Here is a 16,405-nt window from a genome sequence, read left to right as displayed (position 1 = left end):
TTACTGCTGCGCCAGCGCTTCCAGCTTGTCGCGAAAACCGGTCACGGACAAGGCCCGGTTATCGGCGCGCCAGCGATCTTTCGCCGCCGGGGCAGAGCTCTGCACACCGATCAGCTGCCAGCCGTTATCTGTTTTCAGCATCAGCGGTGAGCCGCTATCGCCCGGTAACGTATCGCACTGATGGGAGAGCACGCTGGTTTGCGCCCAGCCCGTCACAATACAGTCGGTATGCGTATAAAGCGTATCCAGATGATCGACAGGATAGCCCGATTGCGTCACCTTCCGGTCAGTGGCTTTCAGCGCGGCGGTGAGTGCGGCTTTGTCGCCCTCAAATAACGGCAGTGGCGTAATGCCTGAAGGCGGGTAGCGTAAAACGATCAGGCCAAAGTCCCATGAGGCAGCCCCCGGCGGCACGATCCAGCCGTCACCATCCGGTTTCAAGCGTTTGCCAAGAGAGGGATCAACCCGACCTTCAATGCCGTGGATTTCATAGCGCCAGGTCCCTTTTTGCGACACAAACCGCAGGGCAACCGCTTTATCCGGCTTGCCGTTTGGCGGCGTTAACAGACAATGGCCTGCCGTCAGGGCAAGCTGTGGGGTGATCAACGTCGCAGTACATAAGTTACCGCTGGCGGTTTCCAGTTGACCTATAGCATCCCAGGGAGCCTGAGTGGGATCGGCGACGCGCGTGCGATCGTCATGACCGAAAAAAAGCGTCTTTAGCTCTTTCGCGCTAATGGTGTCATCACCGCCATCATCCGCATGTGAAAATCCAGAAAAAAGACCAAACGTTCCCAGTAACAACACAACAGATTTACGCATATCACACTCTGGTGGGGGTAATTATGATTATTAAAAGTGAACCCTATGAAAATACTATAGACGGGACAGCGCTAAAGTGGGAGCAAAATCAGCGTGCTACAATCAGGAAAGATAAAAATGGCTGGCGATGAGCGCGCATAAAATAAGCAGGATCAGAATCAGCTCAAACCGATAGCGTCGCAGCATACGCCCTCCGGATAAAAAAAACGGCGCGGAACCTGTTCCGGTTCGGCGCCGGTTTACCAACGTGCCCCGAAGGGCACGGTTTAGCTTGTACTCTTACGCAGCTGGCTGTGCAGCTGGTTTAGCAGCTTCGTGTTTTACTGCTTTTTTGTGATGCTTTTTAGCAGCCTGAGCTTTCTGCTCTACAGCCGGTTTAGCGGCTTTTTTGTGGTGATGCTTTTTAGCAGCCTGAGCTTTTTGCTCTACAGCCGGTTTAGCGGCTTTTTTGTGGTGGTGCTTTTTGGCAGCCTGAGCTTTCTGCTCGGTTGGTGCTGCGGTTGCAGGTGCAGCGGCTTCTTTTTTCGCTGCAGCTTTGTGATGTTTCTTATGGTGAACCGCTTTTGCTGGGGCAGCGGTGGTGGTTGCAGCAGGTGCGGCAGCCGGTGCAGCAGTTGCGGTAGTGTCAGCAGCAAATGCAGCAGAAGACAGACCCATAGCAGCGGCAACAACCAGAGCTAATACTTTATTCATTCTCATACCCTCGAATTTGGTTTTTCATTTAACCCCACTGCGGGGCCGTTGAAATAACTATATCCCTGTAAATTCGAGGTTTCCGTGAGTGATTGGTATCGGCGTGTAACCATATGTACATTGCCGGTGTTCCCTATAAAATAATGCCTGCACAGACGACCCCCTCTCCCTTGAGGGAGAGGGCTGGGGTGAGGGGGAACATACGGCTCTGGTGGTCATTCCGTTCACTTTATATTCCTTGCTACTCTTTAACGACATGGCCTGTGAACGTGCCAGGGTGGCTCAGTCGCCACCACCCTGGCAACCCTGGCTCCCGGCGGTAAATCGCCGCTTCGCGGTGCCCTCGGCGTATTCCTTCCGGCTTATCGGGGACGGGCGGAGGTAACATCCCTGTAAAGCCCGCCCTCTCGGCGCATCCATGCGCCTCGCCCCGGCCGGAAGGCAAACGCCTCAGCGATTTACAGCCGGACCAGGGCATCGCTGAAAGCCTTTAGTCGTTCTGAAACAAGGTTATCGCTTCTGCTTAAAAAATTTACTGGAGGTCCCTCACCTCCGGCCAAACAGATTACAAATAGCGCGAGGTCAGATGTTCGCGGAAGTAACGGATGTTCAGATCCTCGCCCGTCGCCTGGGTAATTAACTGCGACGTGCTGAAGCGACTGCCGTGCTGCCAGATGTTCTGACGCAGCCACTCAAAGAGTGCAGAAAAATCGCCCTCAGCGATGGAGGCCTGCAGACCCGGAAGCGCCGTTTTCGCGGCATGGAACAGCTGCGCGGCATACATGGCCCCCAGCGTATACGACGGGAAGTAGCCAAAACCGCCGTCAGTCCAGTGAATATCCTGCATACAGCCGTTGCGGTAGTTGTCTTTGGTGGATAACCCGAGCCAGGCCTGCATTTTCTCGTCCCACAGGGCAGGGATATCGTCCACTTCGATCTCGCCGTTGATCAGCGACCGCTCAATCTCATAGCGCAGCACCACGTGCGCCGGGTAGCTCACTTCGTCCGCATCGACGCGGATATAGCCCGGCTTCACGCGCTGGTTCCAGGCGATAAAGTTCTCTTCGCTGAACGCCGCCTGGCTGCCAAAGCGGGCATGCACCGCAGGGAGAAGATGCTTGAGGAAGGCTTCACTGCGTCCCAGCTGCATCTCAAAGAACAGGCTCTGTGATTCATGGATCGCGGTTGAGCGGGCCAGCGCAATCGGCTGTCCTGCCCACGCGCGCGGCAGGTTTTGTTCGTAGCGCGCGTGTCCGGTTTCGTGGATCACGCCAAACAGCGCGCTAAGCAGCTCATCCTCGTCATAGCGCGTGGTGATGCGCACGTCCTCCGGTACGCCGCCGCAGAACGGGTGCGCGCTTACGTCGAGGCGACCGCTGTTAAAATCGAAGCCGAGCATCTTCATGGCTTCCAGGCCCAGTTCACGCTGTGTTGCCGTCGGGAAGGGGCCCTGAGGGGGAACGAACGAGCGCTGAGCCTGTTTTTCCACCACGTTTGCCAGCAGGTCCGGTAGCCAGGACTTCATATCGCCGAACAGAACGTCCAGACGAGCGCTGGTCATGTCGGGTTCAAAAATATCCAGCAGCGCGTCGTAAGGCGTACAGCCTTTGGCTTCCGCCCGCAGGCGAGCCTCTTCGCGGCTGAGTTTGACCACCTCTTTCAGGTTGGCGGAAAAGCCCTGCCAGTCGTTGGCGGGACGCTGGGTACGCCAGGCGTGTTCACATTTATTGCCCGCCAGCGATTTGGCTTCCACCAGCGATTCGGGCAGCAGGGTCGCCTGCTGGTAGTGGCGCGTCATTTCGCGCAGGTTGGCCTGCTCGACGTCATTCAGATCTTCTCCTGCCGCTGCCGCTAACAGGTCACCGACTTTTTTATCGGTCAGGATCTGGTGCTGCAGGACGCTCATCTCCGCCAGCGCCTCGCCGCGCGCGGCGCTGCCGCCTGGCGGCATCATGGTGAACATGTCCCAGCTGGCGATGGAGGAGAGGTGCGAGAAGCGGGAGAGACGCTGGAAGATTTTCACAAGTGACTGATAGGCTGATATTTTTTGCAATTCTTATTTCCTCATGCCAGGGATGTGTTTCAGGGAGCATACAATGAAACGGACCCAATTCCCCAACATTTCCCACACGGAGGAAATCTGTGCCGATTTCCTCCGTTGAAACCGTCGCCGGAATTCCGGGAGACGGTTTTCGGTGGGCACTCAGGCCTTATCGCGCATAATCTGTTGCAGGATCGCCAGTGCCTGGGTGAACTGGGCATCCGGAATGGTCAGCGGATAAAGGAAGCGGATCACGTTGCCGTACTGGCCGCAGATCAACAACAGCAGGCCCTGAGCGAGCGCCTTTTGCTGGATCGCCTGCGCGATGGCGGCTGAAGGTTCACGGCTCTCGGGATCAAAAAACTCCGCCGCGATCATCGATCCTCTTCCCCTTATCGCCACGAGTGCAGGGAAGGTGCCCTGAATCTCCTCCAGCGTGGCTTTCAGCCGATCGCCCAGCTGACGGGCGCGTGCGCACAGCGACTCGTTGTCGATAATCTTCAGCACCGCGTGCGCGGCGGCCACCGCAAGCGGGTTGCCGGCATAGGTTCCCCCCAGGCCGCCGGGCGCCGGCGCGTCCATGATGTCGGCGCGACCCACCACGCCGGACAGCGGCATTCCGCCTGCCAGGCTTTTAGCCATCGTCATCAGGTCGGGTTTGTCCGCGTAGTGTTCCATCGCAAACAGCTTACCCGTACGGGCGAAGCCGCTCTGCACTTCGTCGGCAATCATCACAATCCCGTGCTCATCACAGATGCGGCGGATGGCGGCCACCAGTTCTGGCGGGGCGACGTTGAATCCGCCTTCACCCTGGATGGGTTCAAAAATAATCGCCGCCACCTGTTTCGCCTCAATATCTGCTTTGAACAGGCGTTCTATCGCCGTGATGGCATCCTGCGTCGTGATGCCGTGCAGCTCGGAGGGATACGGCACGTGATAAACCGACCCCGGGAAGGGGCCAAATCCCAGCTTGTAAGGTGCGACCTTGCCGGTTAACGCCATGGTCATATAGGTTCGGCCGTGAAAGCCTCCCCCGAAGGCTATCACACCCGGTCTGCCGGTGTGGGCCCGGGCGATTTTAATGGCATTTTCCACCGCTTCCGCGCCCGTTGTGAAGAACGCCGTTTTGGCCGGGCTCTGCACCGGGGCCAGCTCGTTAAGTTTTTCGGCCAATGAAACGTAGCTTTCATACGGCACAATCTGGTAGGCCGTGTGGGTGAACTGGTGAAGCTGTTTTTCTACGGCAGCCACCAGTTCAGGATGACGATGGCCGGTATTCAGTACCGCGATCCCGGCGGCGAAATCAATATAGTCGTTGCCTTCCACGTCGGTAAGCGTGGCATTCTCCGCCGAGCGGGCAAAGAAATCACACATTACGCCTACGCCGCGCGGGGTGGCAGAAAGTCTGCGCTGATGAAATTCCTGGTTACTCATGTCAGATACCCTTTTGTCGAAACGATCATACGCCAAGACGATCGCGCAGGCTGTAGTACGCCGCGCCCATCGCCGTGAATGGAATCCGCAGGCTGCGGCCGCCCGGGAAGGGGTAGTGCGGAAGGTTGGCAAACGCATCAAAGCGCTCAGCGTCACCGCGCAACAGTTCCGAGATCAGCCGTCCGGCCAGGTGGGTGCAGGTCACGCCGTGGCCGCTGTAGCCCTGCATGTAATAGATGTTTTTATCCAGACGACCAAACTGCGGCATACGCGACAGGGTCAGCAGGAAGTTGCCCGTCCAGCGGTAGTCGATTTTGACGCCTGCCAGCTGAGGGAAGGTCTTGAGCAGCTTTGGCATCACCAGGCGCTCGACATCGTCCGGATCGCGCGCGCCATAGACGACGCCACCACCGTACAGCAGGCGGTTGTCGGCGGTGAGACGGTAGTAATCCAGCAGGTAGTTACAATCTTCCACGCAGTAGTTATTGGGGATCAGCGTGCGGACGACCTCTTCAGGCAGCGGGGCGGTGGTCACCACCTGGGTGCCGCAGGGCATGCTGCGTTTTGCCAGTTCCGGTTCGATCTTATTGCCCAGATAGGCATTCCCGGCGACGATCACGTAGCGGGCCGTCACCTGGCCATGCTGCGTGCTCACCACGGCCGGGCTGGTGTGCTGAATGGCGGTCACCGGGGACTGCTCATACACCCGGCCACCGTTCAGGCGAATGGCGTCCGCTTCGCCGATCGCCAGGTTCAGCGGATGAATATGCCCACCGCTGCGGTCCAGCAGCGCGCCGGTATAGCGTTCGCTGTCGACCTCCCGGCGGATGGCGCTGGCGTCCAGCAGCTCCAGCTGCGTGTTGCCGTAGCGTTCCCAGTTGGCTTTTTGCTCCTCCAGCGTCTCCAGCTGCTTGTGGTTTAGCGCCACAAACAGCCCGCCGGGACGATAGTCGCACTGGATCTGATAGCGCTGGATACGCTCCCGGATGATTTCCCCGCCTTCAAACATCATGCTCCCGAGCATTCTGGCGGCATCGGGCCCGTAGTTTTTCTCGATCACGTCGATATCGCGGCTGTAGGAGTTAACCAGCTGGCCGCCGTTGCGTCCGCTGGCGCCGAAGCCGATGCGCGCCCCTTCAAGGAGCACCACGTCGTAGCCCATCTCGGCGAGGTGCAGCGCGGAGGAGAGGCCGGTATAGCCGCCGCCCACCACGCACACGTCACAGCTGATCGACTCGTTAAGCGTCGGGAAAGGTTCGTAAGCGTTCGCGCTGGCCGCGTAGTAGCTGGTGGTATGTTCGGTCATGATTGAGGCTCCAGGGCAATCCAGATGGTTTTCAGTTCGGTAAATTTTTCCAGCGCGTGCAGGGACTTATCGCGACCGTTGCCGCTCTGCTTATAGCCGCCAAAGGGGACGGTCATATCGCCGTCGTTATAGTTATTGACGAAGACCGAGCCTGCTTTCAGGCGCCGGCTCATGCGGTGCGCGCGGGAGAGATCGCGGGTCCATACCGCCGCGCCAAGCCCGTATTCACTGTCGTTGGCCAGCGTTAAGGCTTCCTCTTCGGTTTTAAATCGGGTAACGACCAGCACCGGCCCGAAAATCTCTTCCCGGCACAGCGGAGAGTCGGGCTCGAGGTCGACAAAAATGGTTGGACCGACTGCGGAAGGCCATGATTGTTCCCGCCCGTCCAGCAGCAGCGAGCCTTTCCGGGTTCCCTCGCGAATAAACGTGTGGACGGTATCGGCGTGTGCAGCGTCGATGAGCATGCCCATCGTGCTGTCGGGGTCGAGCGGATCGCCCGGCTGCCAGTGACGGGCCTGCGCTTTCAGCTCTGCCAGGAACGCATCGGCGATGCTGTCTTCGAGCAGCAGGCGGGTACCGGCGATACAGACTTGTCCCTGGTTATAAAAAATCCCGGCGGCGGTCGCGCTCACGGCCTTGTCCAGGTCCGGACAGTCGGCAAAGATAATGTTGGCGCTCTTGCCGCCTGCCTCCAGCCAGACGCGCTTCATGTTGCTTTCACCCGCGTCCTTCAACAGCTGCTTGCCGGTATGGGTAGAGCCGGTAAACGTCAGCACCTCAACCTCCGGATGCAGCGCCAGCGCCTGGCCCGCTTCATGGCCGTAACCGCTTATCACATTCAGCACGCCGTCCGGCAGGCCCGCCTCTTTCGCCAGCCCGGCCAGCCGCAGGGCGGAGAGCGGCGATTTCTCCGACGGTTTCAGTACCACGCTGTTGCCCACGATCAGCGCCGGGCCCAGCTTCCAGCAGGCCAGCAGCAGCGGGAAGTTCCAGGGGACGATGGCCGCAACAACCCCGATGGGCTCGCGCACGATCATCGCCAGCTCGCCCGGACCCGTAGGCGCCACTTCGCCGTAGACTTTATCCGCCGCTTCGGCGTACCAGCGAATAGCGCGAGCCGCGCCGGGAATATCGTCGCGCAGGCTGTGGCGGATGGGTTTACCGGTGTCCAGCGTTTCCAGTAACGCCAGCTCTTCGCTATGGCGTTCCATCAGATCGGCGAGCCTATTTAGCACGGCCTTGCGCTGCGCCGGAGACGCCTGTGACCAGTCACCGCGCTCAAATACCTCACGCGCGGTCTGAACCGCACGGTCCACGTCCGCCTGCTTGCCCCGGGCCACGTTCGCCAGCGTCTTTTGGGTAGCGGGATTGACGGTTTCAAACGTGGCATTATCGGCGGCGTCACAATAGGCACCGTTAATAAATAACCGGGCCTCAATGGCGCTGTTTTTTGCTTTATCCTGCCAGTAAGTCAGGTGCTTAAAATGCATATTCACTCCTTTCTTTCGCAATCAGATAAATAAAGGCATGGCCGTTTCAGGCAATACGAAGCCGTGAGGCATCCCGGGAATTAACCCGTTGAATGCCGACATCGATCGTTTTTATATTTCCCGGCGTAAGCGCGCTTACGCCGGGACCGAGTGGTAATTAGAACGTGGTGGGGGTGTGGGCACTGATAATGCGGCAGATGCCTGCCGAGGTGTTGCTGAAGCTGTGCGGTATGCCGGTATTGATGGCATAGCTCTGCCCCGCAACCAGGTGATAAGGCTGGCCATTAATAGTCAGCACTATTTCACCTTCCAGTATCGTACCGATCTCCTCACCCTGATGTTTGATCCTCTCTCCGGTCGTGGTTCCAGGCTGGTAAGTTTCAAAAATCATCGCCAGCGTACGGTTCGGATTTCCGTTATGAACCAGCTTCATCGAAACCCCCTGACTGCCTATTTCGATAAGGTCTTCCTGATTAATAACCACCTGCGGTTCATCAGGTTTTTCCGGTTCCGAAAAGAATTCCGAGAGCGACAGCCCATAGACTTTCAGTAACTTTTGCAGCGTACTGATGGCAGGACTGACTTTATCCTGCTCAATGGTGCTGATGGCACTGTGTGTTAACCCAGACAGTTCGGCGGCACGCCGCTGCGAGAGACCCAGCTGCTGGCGGATCTCTGACAGACGTTTCCCTGGCGCCAGTCCGTCATCGCTCATAGTTGCATTTCCTTTACGATAGTGGTCAAAGCCGTTGCTTCTCGGCAACGTGGCTTTGACAGGCGGTGATAAAACCTTCAAACAACATGCGTGACAGGGCGTACTCGCTGCTGTTCCATTCGGGGTGCCATTGCACGCCGAGGGCAAAAGGGTGGTCATGAACGCTAACCGCTTCGACCAGTCCGTCCGTCGAGCGGGCCTCCACGCGGAGCCGTGGTCCTAACGTTCGTGCGCCTTGCCCGTGTAACGAGTTTACCCAAAATTTGTTACAGCCTGGTATTATTTGAGACAGCAGTCCTCCTTCCTGAACCTGAACTTCATGAGAAGGGGCGTATTGTAGCTCAACCGGCAGTTCAGCATCCTCCCGGTGTTCAAGCAGGTCGTTCTGCTCGAACAGGCGGCGATACAGCGTTCCTCCCGTCGCAACAACCAGTTCCTGCAGCCCCCGGCAGATGGCGAAAATGGGGATGCGCCTTTCGAGCGCGGCGGCAATCAGCGCCATACTCAGAAGATCTCGCCCGGGATCGGCGTTAGGCTCATCGCCGTTTTCACCATAAAGGTGCGGCTGCACGTTACTTGGGCTGCCCGGCAGGTAAATCCCGTCCAGGGTTGGCAGCAGAGCGTTCATTAGCTCTGGCTCTGCCAGCGCATGCGGTAAGGCAATAGGTAAGCCCCCTGCGTTAATAACGGCATTCAGGTACTTTTCTTGCAGGGTCTGGGTCTCATGACCCTTAAGCCTGTTTCTGCACATCACCACGCCAATAACTGGCTTGTTCATTATATTTTCCATGATCGCCCTCACAAAGTGGACTAAATTTAGGCCATTCTCACCTCTGAAACGGCCTTTTCGTTCAATATTTTCTCAATCTAGCAACGGGATCTGCCTTTTGCAAACTTAATTTAACATTTGACAAACAATTTGTTTGCATACAGATTCGATAGGGTGGACATTATATTTGACAGTCCTGAGCAGCGAACGCAAAACCCAAAAACGGTGGTAAATCATGGAAACCAATATCGTAGAAGTTGAGAACTTTGTGCAGCACACGGATGAGAGGCGGGGCAGCGCCTTTACGCAGGAAGTGAAGCGCTATTTAGAAAAGTATCCTGACACCCAGTTTATTGACGTCCTCCTGACCGACCTGAACGGCTGTTTTCGCGGCAAACGCATCCCGGTTGCCGGACTGAGCAAACTTGAAAAAGGCTGCTATTTCCCGGCATCGGTTTTCGCCATGGACATTTTGGGTAACGTCGTGGAAGAGGCGGGACTGGGGCAGGAGCTCGGCGAGCCGGACTGCATCTGCGTGCCGGTACCGGGCACCCTGACACCGTCCGCCGCCGACCCGGAATACATTGGTCAGGTGCAGCTCACCATGGTCGATGAAGATGGCGCTCCCTTTGACGTTGAGCCGCGGAACGTACTCAACCGACTCTGGCAGCAGCTGCGCCAGCGCGGTCTGTTCCCCGTGGTAGCGGTAGAGCTGGAGTTCTATTTACTTGACCGTAAACGCGATGCCGACGGCTATCTGCAGCCACCCTGTGCGCCGGGCACCGACGTGCGTAACACGCAGAGTCAGGTCTACTCGGTTGATAACCTGAACCACTTTGCTGACGTGCTGAACGATATTGACGAGCTGGCGCAGCTGCAGCTGATCCCCGCCGACGGGGCAGTGGCCGAGGCCTCCCCGGGCCAGTTTGAGATTAACCTGCACCATACGGAAAACGTGCTCGATGCCTGCGACGATGCGCTGGCGCTAAAACGTCTCGTCAGGCAGATGGCGGAAAAACATAAGATGCACGCCACGTTTATGGCAAAGCCGTATGAAGAGCATGCGGGCAGCGGGATGCATATCCACATCAGCATGCAAAACAACCGAGGCGAAAACGTGCTCGCAGACGCCAGCGGCGAGGATTCCGCGCTGCTGAAACGCGCGCTGGCCGGGATGATCGATCTGATGCCGGCGTCCATGGCGCTGCTGGCACCGAACGTCAACTCCTACCGCCGTTTCCAGCCGGGAATGTACGTGCCGACGCAGGCGTCATGGGGACACAATAATCGCACCGTTGCCCTGCGTATCCCCTGCGGCGATCGCCATAACCATCGGGTTGAGTACCGGGTGGCGGGAGCCGACGCGAATCCGTATCTGGTGATGGCGGCGATTTTTGCCGGCATTCTACATGGGCTGGATAACGATTTACCCCTGCAGGAAGAAGTGGAAGGCAATGGTCTGGAGCAGGACGGACTGCCGTTCCCGATTCGTCAGAGCGATGCGCTGTGGGAATTTATGCAAAACGATAGCCTGCGCGAGCGGCTGGGCGAACGTTTCTGCCACGTCTATCACGCCTGCAAAAACGATGAATTACTGCAGTTTGAACGCCTGATTACCGAAACTGAAATTGAGTGGATGCTGAAAAACGCCTGATAACGTGCCCCGGTAAGGGGCCGCTTTGTTTCATCTCATACGTATCACCAAACGGCCTGCGCGGAGCCTGGCCTAACTGTTTGCTGGCACGCCAGCTATCTCCCGGGAGTCGCGTTATGGAGCGCAGGCGGCACAGGGATTTTCTTAACGACACTGTGTGACGAGGTAGGAAATGATGCAGATGTTCAACTATCCGCAGGGCGAAGGGGGCCAGTCAGGCGCCTGCTGTGAGTGCGAGCCAGAGACGGTGCGCTGGTACGATCGCGTGTGTTCTTTACAACTTCCCCCTTTGCTAAGCAGGTTTGCGTTAAGGACAGCGCGATTGCAAACCACGGTAAGCATGGGGGGGACGGTTTATGGCGACTAACACCTCTCTTGACTCGCCGTGCATGGCCGGAAGAACCCGGCTACGCAGTTCCCTCAAGCTCTGGCAGGTGGTCATGATGGGGCTGGCTTATCTCACCCCCATGACCGTGTTTGATACCTTCGGCATTGTGTCCGGTATCAGCAACGGCCACGTGCCCGCCTCGTATCTCCTGGCGCTGGCTGGCGTCATGTTTACCGCCATCAGCTACGGCAAACTGGTACGGCAGTTCCCGGAAGCGGGCTCTGCGTACACCTACACGCAGAAATCGATCGGCCCCCACTTAGGCTTTATGGTCGGCTGGTCATCGCTGCTGGACTATCTCTTCCTGCCGATGATTAACGTGCTGCTGGCGAAGATCTACCTTTCCGCGTTGTTCCCTGAAGTCCCGCCGTGGGTCTGGGTGGTGGGGTTTGTGACGATCCTGACGCTGGCGAACCTGAAGAGTGTGAATCTGGTCGCCAACTTTAACACCCTGTTTGTGCTGGTGCAGGTCGCCATCATGGTGGTGTTTGTCATTCTCGTGGTGCATGGCCTGCACAAGGGGGAGGGCGTCGGCACCGTCTGGTCGCTCCAGCCGTTTATCAGCGAGAACGCGCACCTGATCCCGATTATTACCGGCGCGACTATCGTCTGCTTCTCTTTCCTCGGCTTTGACGCGGTCACCACGCTGTCGGAAGAGACGCCAAACGCAGCGCGGGTTATTCCCAAAGCCATTTTCCTGACCGCACTGTATGGCGGGCTGATATTCATTGTTGCCTCATTTTTCATGCAGCTCTTTTTCCCGTCGATCGCGCGCTTCAAGAATCCGGACGCCGCGCTGCCGGAAATTGCGCTATACGTTGGCGGCAAGCTCTTCCAGTCGGTGTTTCTGTGTACCACGTTTGTGAATACGCTCGCTTCAGGCCTGGCCTCGCACGCCAGCGTCTCACGCTTACTGTATGTGATGGGGCGTGACAACGTCTTTCCGGAGCGCGTGTTTGGCTACGTGCATCCGAAATGGCGTACGCCGGCTCTGAACGTCATTATGGTTGGGATAGTGGCGCTGTCGGCTCTGTACTTTGATCTCGTGACCGCGACGGCGCTGATCAACTTCGGCGCGCTGGTGGCGTTTACGTTTGTTAATCTCTCGGTGTACAACCATTTCTGGCGGCGTAAGGGGATGAACAAAACGTGGAAAGATCGGTTCCACTATCTCCTGCTGCCGCTCATTGGTGCCGTTACGGTCGGCGTGCTGTGGATAAACCTCGAAGCGACGTCCCTGACGCTTGGCCTCATCTGGGCGGCACTGGGGATCCTTTACCTGACATGGCTAACGCGCCGTTTCCGAAAACCGCCTCCGCAGTTTGAAGCCGGTAAGATAGAGCAGGCCTGGGATTCCTGAACGTGAAACGGCACCAGTACGCTGGTGCCGTTTTTCGGGATCGCTCGTCTTACCGGGCATCAGTCCCCTACTATCTCAGACGTTTATGAAGACTCGCTCCCACCAGCAGCGCCGCGCACAGCATCAGCGCGATAAACCCGCCCACGCCGTTCCAGCCGTAGTTATGCCAGAACACGCCGCCGAGCGTCCCGGCGATGCTGGACCCCAGGTAATAGCTAAACAGATAAAGAGACGATGCCTGACCTTTGGCGCGACGCGCGCGCGGACCAATCCAGCTGCTGGCGACCGAGTGAGCGGCGAAGAACCCCGCGGAGAAGAGCAGCATGCCGGCAAAAATCAGCCACAGGGAGGAGAAGAGCGTCAGCAGCAGGCCGACCAGCATCACCGCAGTGAAGAACAGCATGACCGGGCCGCGGCCATAGCGTGCGGTCATCGCCCCGGCCTTCGGCGAGCTCCAGGTGCCGGTCAGGTACGCCACGGAAAGCAGGCCGACCACCGCCTGGCTCAGGTGCCACGGAGAGAGCATCAGGCGATAGCCAATATAGTTAAACAGCGTAACGAAAGAGCCCATCAGCAGGAAGCCGACCAGAAACAGGCGTGGCAGCCCTTTGTCACGCCAGTGCAGGCGGAAGTTGATAAACAGCGTTTTTGGGCGCAAAGAGGTCGGGCGGAAATGGCGCGATTCCGGCAGAATTTTCCAGAACATCAGGGCTGATGCCAGCGCAAAACACCCGATGACCGCCAGCGCAATACGCCAGCTAAAGAAGTCCGTAAAGACCCCGCTCAGCAGGCGTCCGCTCATTCCGCCAATCGAGTTCCCGCTGATGTAAAGCCCCATAGAGAAGGCAACAAAGCTTGGGTGAATCTCCTCGCTGAGATAGGTCATCCCGACCGCCGCCACGCCGCTGAGCGATAGCCCAATCAGCGCGCGCATCACCAGAATACCGTGCCAGCTGGTCATCATGGTCGAGAGTAACGTGCAGACCGAGGCCAGCATCAGCGCGGTCACCATCACCTGTTTACGGCCAATGGCGTCGGACAGCGGCCCGGTAAAGAGCAGGCCAATCGCCAGCATGCCGGTAGAAATAGAGAGTGAAACGCTGCTGCTGGCAGGCGATACGCCAAATTCATGCGAGAGGACGGGCAGGATCGGCTGAACGCAATAGAGCAGGGCGAAGGTGGCCAGACCGGCAGAAAAGAGCGCCAGCGTGACGCGCATAAATGGGGGGGTACCACGTTTAATGAACTGGACCGGCTGCGATGCTGCAGGTAAATCATTGATATCTCTGGCCGGATCGATATCAATAGTAGTTGTACGACTCACACAGTTTCCTTGCTTAAACATCCCCGTGATTTCTGGTGACGGGTATGACCACCTCTTCAGGGTAGGAAAATGTAAATATTCTGTCTAATATATTAATAATCTCAAATGATACTTTAAAAATATGAATATCGAGCTGCGTCACCTCCGCTACTTTGTCGCCGTCGCCGAAGAGCTGCATTTTGGCCGCGCGGCGGCACGGCTGAATATCTCTCAGCCCCCGTTAAGCCAGCAGATTCAGATCCTGGAGCAGCAGGTTGGGGCGCGCCTTCTGGCCCGTACCAACCGCAGCGTGAGCCTGACGGCGGCGGGCAAGCAGTTCCTGAACGACAGCCGACAAATTCTGAGCATGGTCGAGGACGCCGCCGCCCGGGCAGAACGGCTCTATCTCGGGGAAGCCGGAGAGCTGCGGATCGGGTTTACCTCGTCGGCACCGTTTATCAGCGCCGTCTCGGAAACGCTGTCGTCATTCCGCCGCCATTTCCCGGATGTTCATATTCAGACGCGCGAAATCAACACCCGCGAGCAGATTGCGCCGCTGAATGAAGGTTCCCTGGATCTGGGACTGATGCGTAACACCCAACTGCCGGATACGCTGGCGTGGGAGGTGATCCTGCGCGAGCCGCTGATGGCAATGATCCCACACGATCACCCGCTGGCGTCGCGTCCGGCGGTTTCGCTGGCAGAGCTGGCAAAAGAGCCGTTTGTCTTTTTTGACCCGCAGGTTGGAACGGGTCTGTATGACGATATCCTGGGGCTGATGCGCCGCTACGATCTGGCCCCGGTCATCACCCAGGAAGTCGGGGAAGCGATGACCATTATCGGTCTGGTCGCCGCCGGGCTGGGCGTGTCTATTCTTCCGGCCTCCTTTAAACGGGTCCAGTTGCGCGAAATGCGCTGGGTGACCATTGCCGAAGAGGATGCCGTTTCCGAAATGTGGCTGGTCTGGTCTAAACACCGCGAGCAGAGCCATGCCGCACAGCGCTTCAAGCAGCAGTTAATAAGCGCCTCTGCCGGGCGGCATTTTCCGGGAAAAGGGGGCAAAAATGTGCGGTAAATCACATGGCTAAGTAAATATTTGACGGCAGCCATGCAAGTGCTTCACCATAGCAAACAGTTTATTTCGAAGCTCGAAAATAAGGGAGTACGAGGTGGTTGCTGATAGTCAGCCAGGGCATATCGATCAGATTAAGCAGACCAACGCTGGCGCGGTGTATCGCCTGATTGATCAGCTTGGTCCGGTTTCGCGTATCGATCTTTCGCGCCTGGCACAACTGGCACCTGCCAGTATCACCAAGATTGTCCGCGAGATGCTGGAAGCGCACCTGGTTCAGGAGACGGAAATTCAGGAGCCGGGCAGCCGTGGCCGTCCGGCAGTCGGGCTGGTGGTTGAGACGGAAGCATGGCACTACCTGTCGCTGCGCATCAGCCGCGGCGAGATCTTCCTTGCGCTGCGCGATCTGAGCAGCAAGCTGGTGGTGGAAGACCGCCTTGAACTGCCGCTCAACGCGGAGGAACCGCTCCTCGACGCGATTGTCTCGCACATCGATCGCTTCTTTATTCGCCATCAGCAGCGGCTTGAACGCTTAACGGCGATTGCCATCACCATGCCGGGCATTATTGATACCGAAAATGGTATTGTTCACCGCATGCCGTTTTACGACGATGTCAAAGAGATGCCGCTGGGCGAGGTGCTGAAAAACCATACCGGCGTGCCGGTCTATATTCAGCATGACATCAGCGCCTGGACGATGGCGGAGGCGCTGTTCGGCGCGTCCCGCGGCGCGCGGGATGTGATTCAGGTGGTCATCGACCATAACGTCGGGGCGGGCGTGATTACCGACGGACGTCTTCTCCACGCCGGAAGCAGCAGCCTGGTGGAAATTGGCCACACCCAGGTCGACCCGTACGGTAAGCGCTGCTACTGCGGCAACCACGGCTGTCTGGAGACCATTGCCAGCGTGGAAAGCGTGCTGGAGCTGGCGCAGGTCAGGCTCAGCCAGTCCATGAGCTCCTCGCTGCACGGACAACCCTTAACGGTGGATTCACTCTGCGCCGCCGCGCGCCAGGGGGATCTGCTGGCGAAGGACATCATTACCGGGGTGGGGAATAACGTTGGCCGCATTCTGGCGATAATGGTGAACCTCTTCAACCCGCAAAAAATCCTCATTGGCTCACCGCTCAGTCAGGCGGCGGAGATCCTCTTCCCGGCGATTACGGCCTGTATTCAGCAGCAGTCGCTTCCTGCCTACAGCCGGAACATTGCGGTAGAAAGCACCCAGTTTTCCAACCAGGGTACGATGGCTGGCGCGGCGCTGGTCAAAGATGCCATGTATAACGGCTCGCTGTTGATCCGCCTGTTACAGGGTTAACTCTTTTCCGCAGATGTAAGAAAAATTGCGCTATCTCAAG

At 57.8% G+C, this 16,405-nt stretch carries 13 protein-coding genes; 4 read left to right on the top strand and 9 right to left on the bottom strand.

Annotated elements, in window-relative coordinates; translation table 11 throughout:
- From BM007_RS02815 to puuD, 8 genes are all read right to left on the bottom strand, one after another.
- Complete coding sequence (locus tag BM007_RS02815; RefSeq protein ID WP_090417202.1) at nucleotides 1-822, bottom strand: trypsin-like serine peptidase; 822 nt, start codon at nucleotides 820-822, stop codon at nucleotides 1-3.
- Between the two features lie 279 nt (nucleotides 823-1,101).
- A complete protein-coding gene (gene asr, locus BM007_RS02805; protein WP_032651095.1) occupies nucleotides 1,102-1,515 on the bottom strand; it encodes an acid resistance repetitive basic protein Asr in 414 nt (137 codons plus the stop codon).
- Nucleotides 1,516-2,080: 565 nt separating this feature from the next.
- Nucleotides 2,081-3,568 (bottom strand): carboxypeptidase M32, encoded by a 1,488-nt coding sequence (locus tag BM007_RS02800; RefSeq protein ID WP_061715374.1) that lies wholly within the window; start codon nucleotides 3,566-3,568, stop codon nucleotides 2,081-2,083.
- A 150-nt stretch (nucleotides 3,569-3,718) separates the two neighbouring features.
- Entirely contained in the window at nucleotides 3,719-4,990 is a 1,272-nt protein-coding gene (puuE, locus tag BM007_RS02795; RefSeq protein ID WP_090417200.1) for a 4-aminobutyrate transaminase, read from the bottom strand.
- Nucleotides 4,991-5,015: 25 nt separating this feature from the next.
- On the bottom strand, nucleotides 5,016-6,296 hold the full coding sequence (locus BM007_RS02790; RefSeq protein ID WP_061715372.1) for an NAD(P)/FAD-dependent oxidoreductase: 1,281 nt from the start codon (nucleotides 6,294-6,296) through the stop codon (nucleotides 5,016-5,018).
- Nucleotides 6,293-7,786: an aldehyde dehydrogenase PuuC gene (puuC, locus tag BM007_RS02785; RefSeq protein WP_090417198.1), complete on the bottom strand. Its 1,494-nt coding sequence runs from the start codon at nucleotides 7,784-7,786 to the stop codon at nucleotides 6,293-6,295. The genes BM007_RS02790 and puuC overlap by 4 nt, the downstream gene beginning before the upstream one ends.
- A gap of 157 nt (nucleotides 7,787-7,943) precedes the next feature.
- Nucleotides 7,944-8,501 carry an HTH-type transcriptional regulator PuuR gene (puuR, locus tag BM007_RS02780; RefSeq protein ID WP_013096835.1) on the bottom strand — a complete coding sequence of 186 codons (558 nt, stop codon included), beginning with the start codon at nucleotides 8,499-8,501 and terminating at the stop codon, nucleotides 7,944-7,946.
- Nucleotides 8,502-8,526: 25 nt separating this feature from the next.
- On the bottom strand, nucleotides 8,527-9,291 hold the full coding sequence (gene puuD / locus BM007_RS02775; RefSeq protein ID WP_032651105.1) for a gamma-glutamyl-gamma-aminobutyrate hydrolase: 765 nt from the start codon (nucleotides 9,289-9,291) through the stop codon (nucleotides 8,527-8,529).
- Between the two features lie 214 nt (nucleotides 9,292-9,505).
- On the opposite strand from puuD, the gene BM007_RS02770 reads away from it, so the two are divergent.
- Both BM007_RS02770 and BM007_RS02760 read left to right on the top strand, forming a co-directional pair.
- Nucleotides 9,506-10,924: a glutamine synthetase family protein gene (locus tag BM007_RS02770; protein ID WP_047075214.1), complete on the top strand. Its 1,419-nt coding sequence runs from the start codon at nucleotides 9,506-9,508 to the stop codon at nucleotides 10,922-10,924.
- A gap of 356 nt (nucleotides 10,925-11,280) precedes the next feature.
- The gene (locus tag BM007_RS02760) at nucleotides 11,281-12,672 is read left to right on the top strand and encodes an APC family permease (RefSeq protein WP_090417196.1); all 1,392 of its coding nucleotides are present in this window, start codon (nucleotides 11,281-11,283) and stop codon (nucleotides 12,670-12,672) included.
- 70 nt (nucleotides 12,673-12,742) lie between these two features.
- Here BM007_RS02760 and BM007_RS02755 read toward each other — a convergent pair whose 3' ends face one another.
- Nucleotides 12,743-13,996 carry an MFS transporter gene (locus BM007_RS02755; protein ID WP_090417194.1) on the bottom strand — a complete coding sequence of 418 codons (1,254 nt, stop codon included), beginning with the start codon at nucleotides 13,994-13,996 and terminating at the stop codon, nucleotides 12,743-12,745.
- 121 nt (nucleotides 13,997-14,117) lie between these two features.
- On the opposite strand from BM007_RS02755, the gene BM007_RS02750 reads away from it, so the two are divergent.
- Together BM007_RS02750 and mlc are read left to right on the top strand one after the other, a co-directional pair.
- Nucleotides 14,118-15,050: a LysR family transcriptional regulator gene (locus BM007_RS02750; protein ID WP_048989573.1), complete on the top strand. Its 933-nt coding sequence runs from the start codon at nucleotides 14,118-14,120 to the stop codon at nucleotides 15,048-15,050.
- A gap of 94 nt (nucleotides 15,051-15,144) precedes the next feature.
- Nucleotides 15,145-16,365: a sugar metabolism global transcriptional regulator Mlc gene (gene mlc, locus BM007_RS02745; RefSeq protein ID WP_024909131.1), complete on the top strand. Its 1,221-nt coding sequence runs from the start codon at nucleotides 15,145-15,147 to the stop codon at nucleotides 16,363-16,365.
- The last annotated feature ends 40 nt before the right edge of the window (nucleotides 16,366-16,405 follow it).

Origin of the sequence: Enterobacter sp. NFIX59, from assembly GCF_900113755.1 — a bacterium.
GTDB lineage: Bacteria > Pseudomonadota > Gammaproteobacteria > Enterobacterales > Enterobacteriaceae > Enterobacter > Enterobacter pseudoroggenkampii.
Note: the sequence above shows the minus strand (reverse complement) of the source record. Positions and strands in the feature narration are given on the sequence as shown.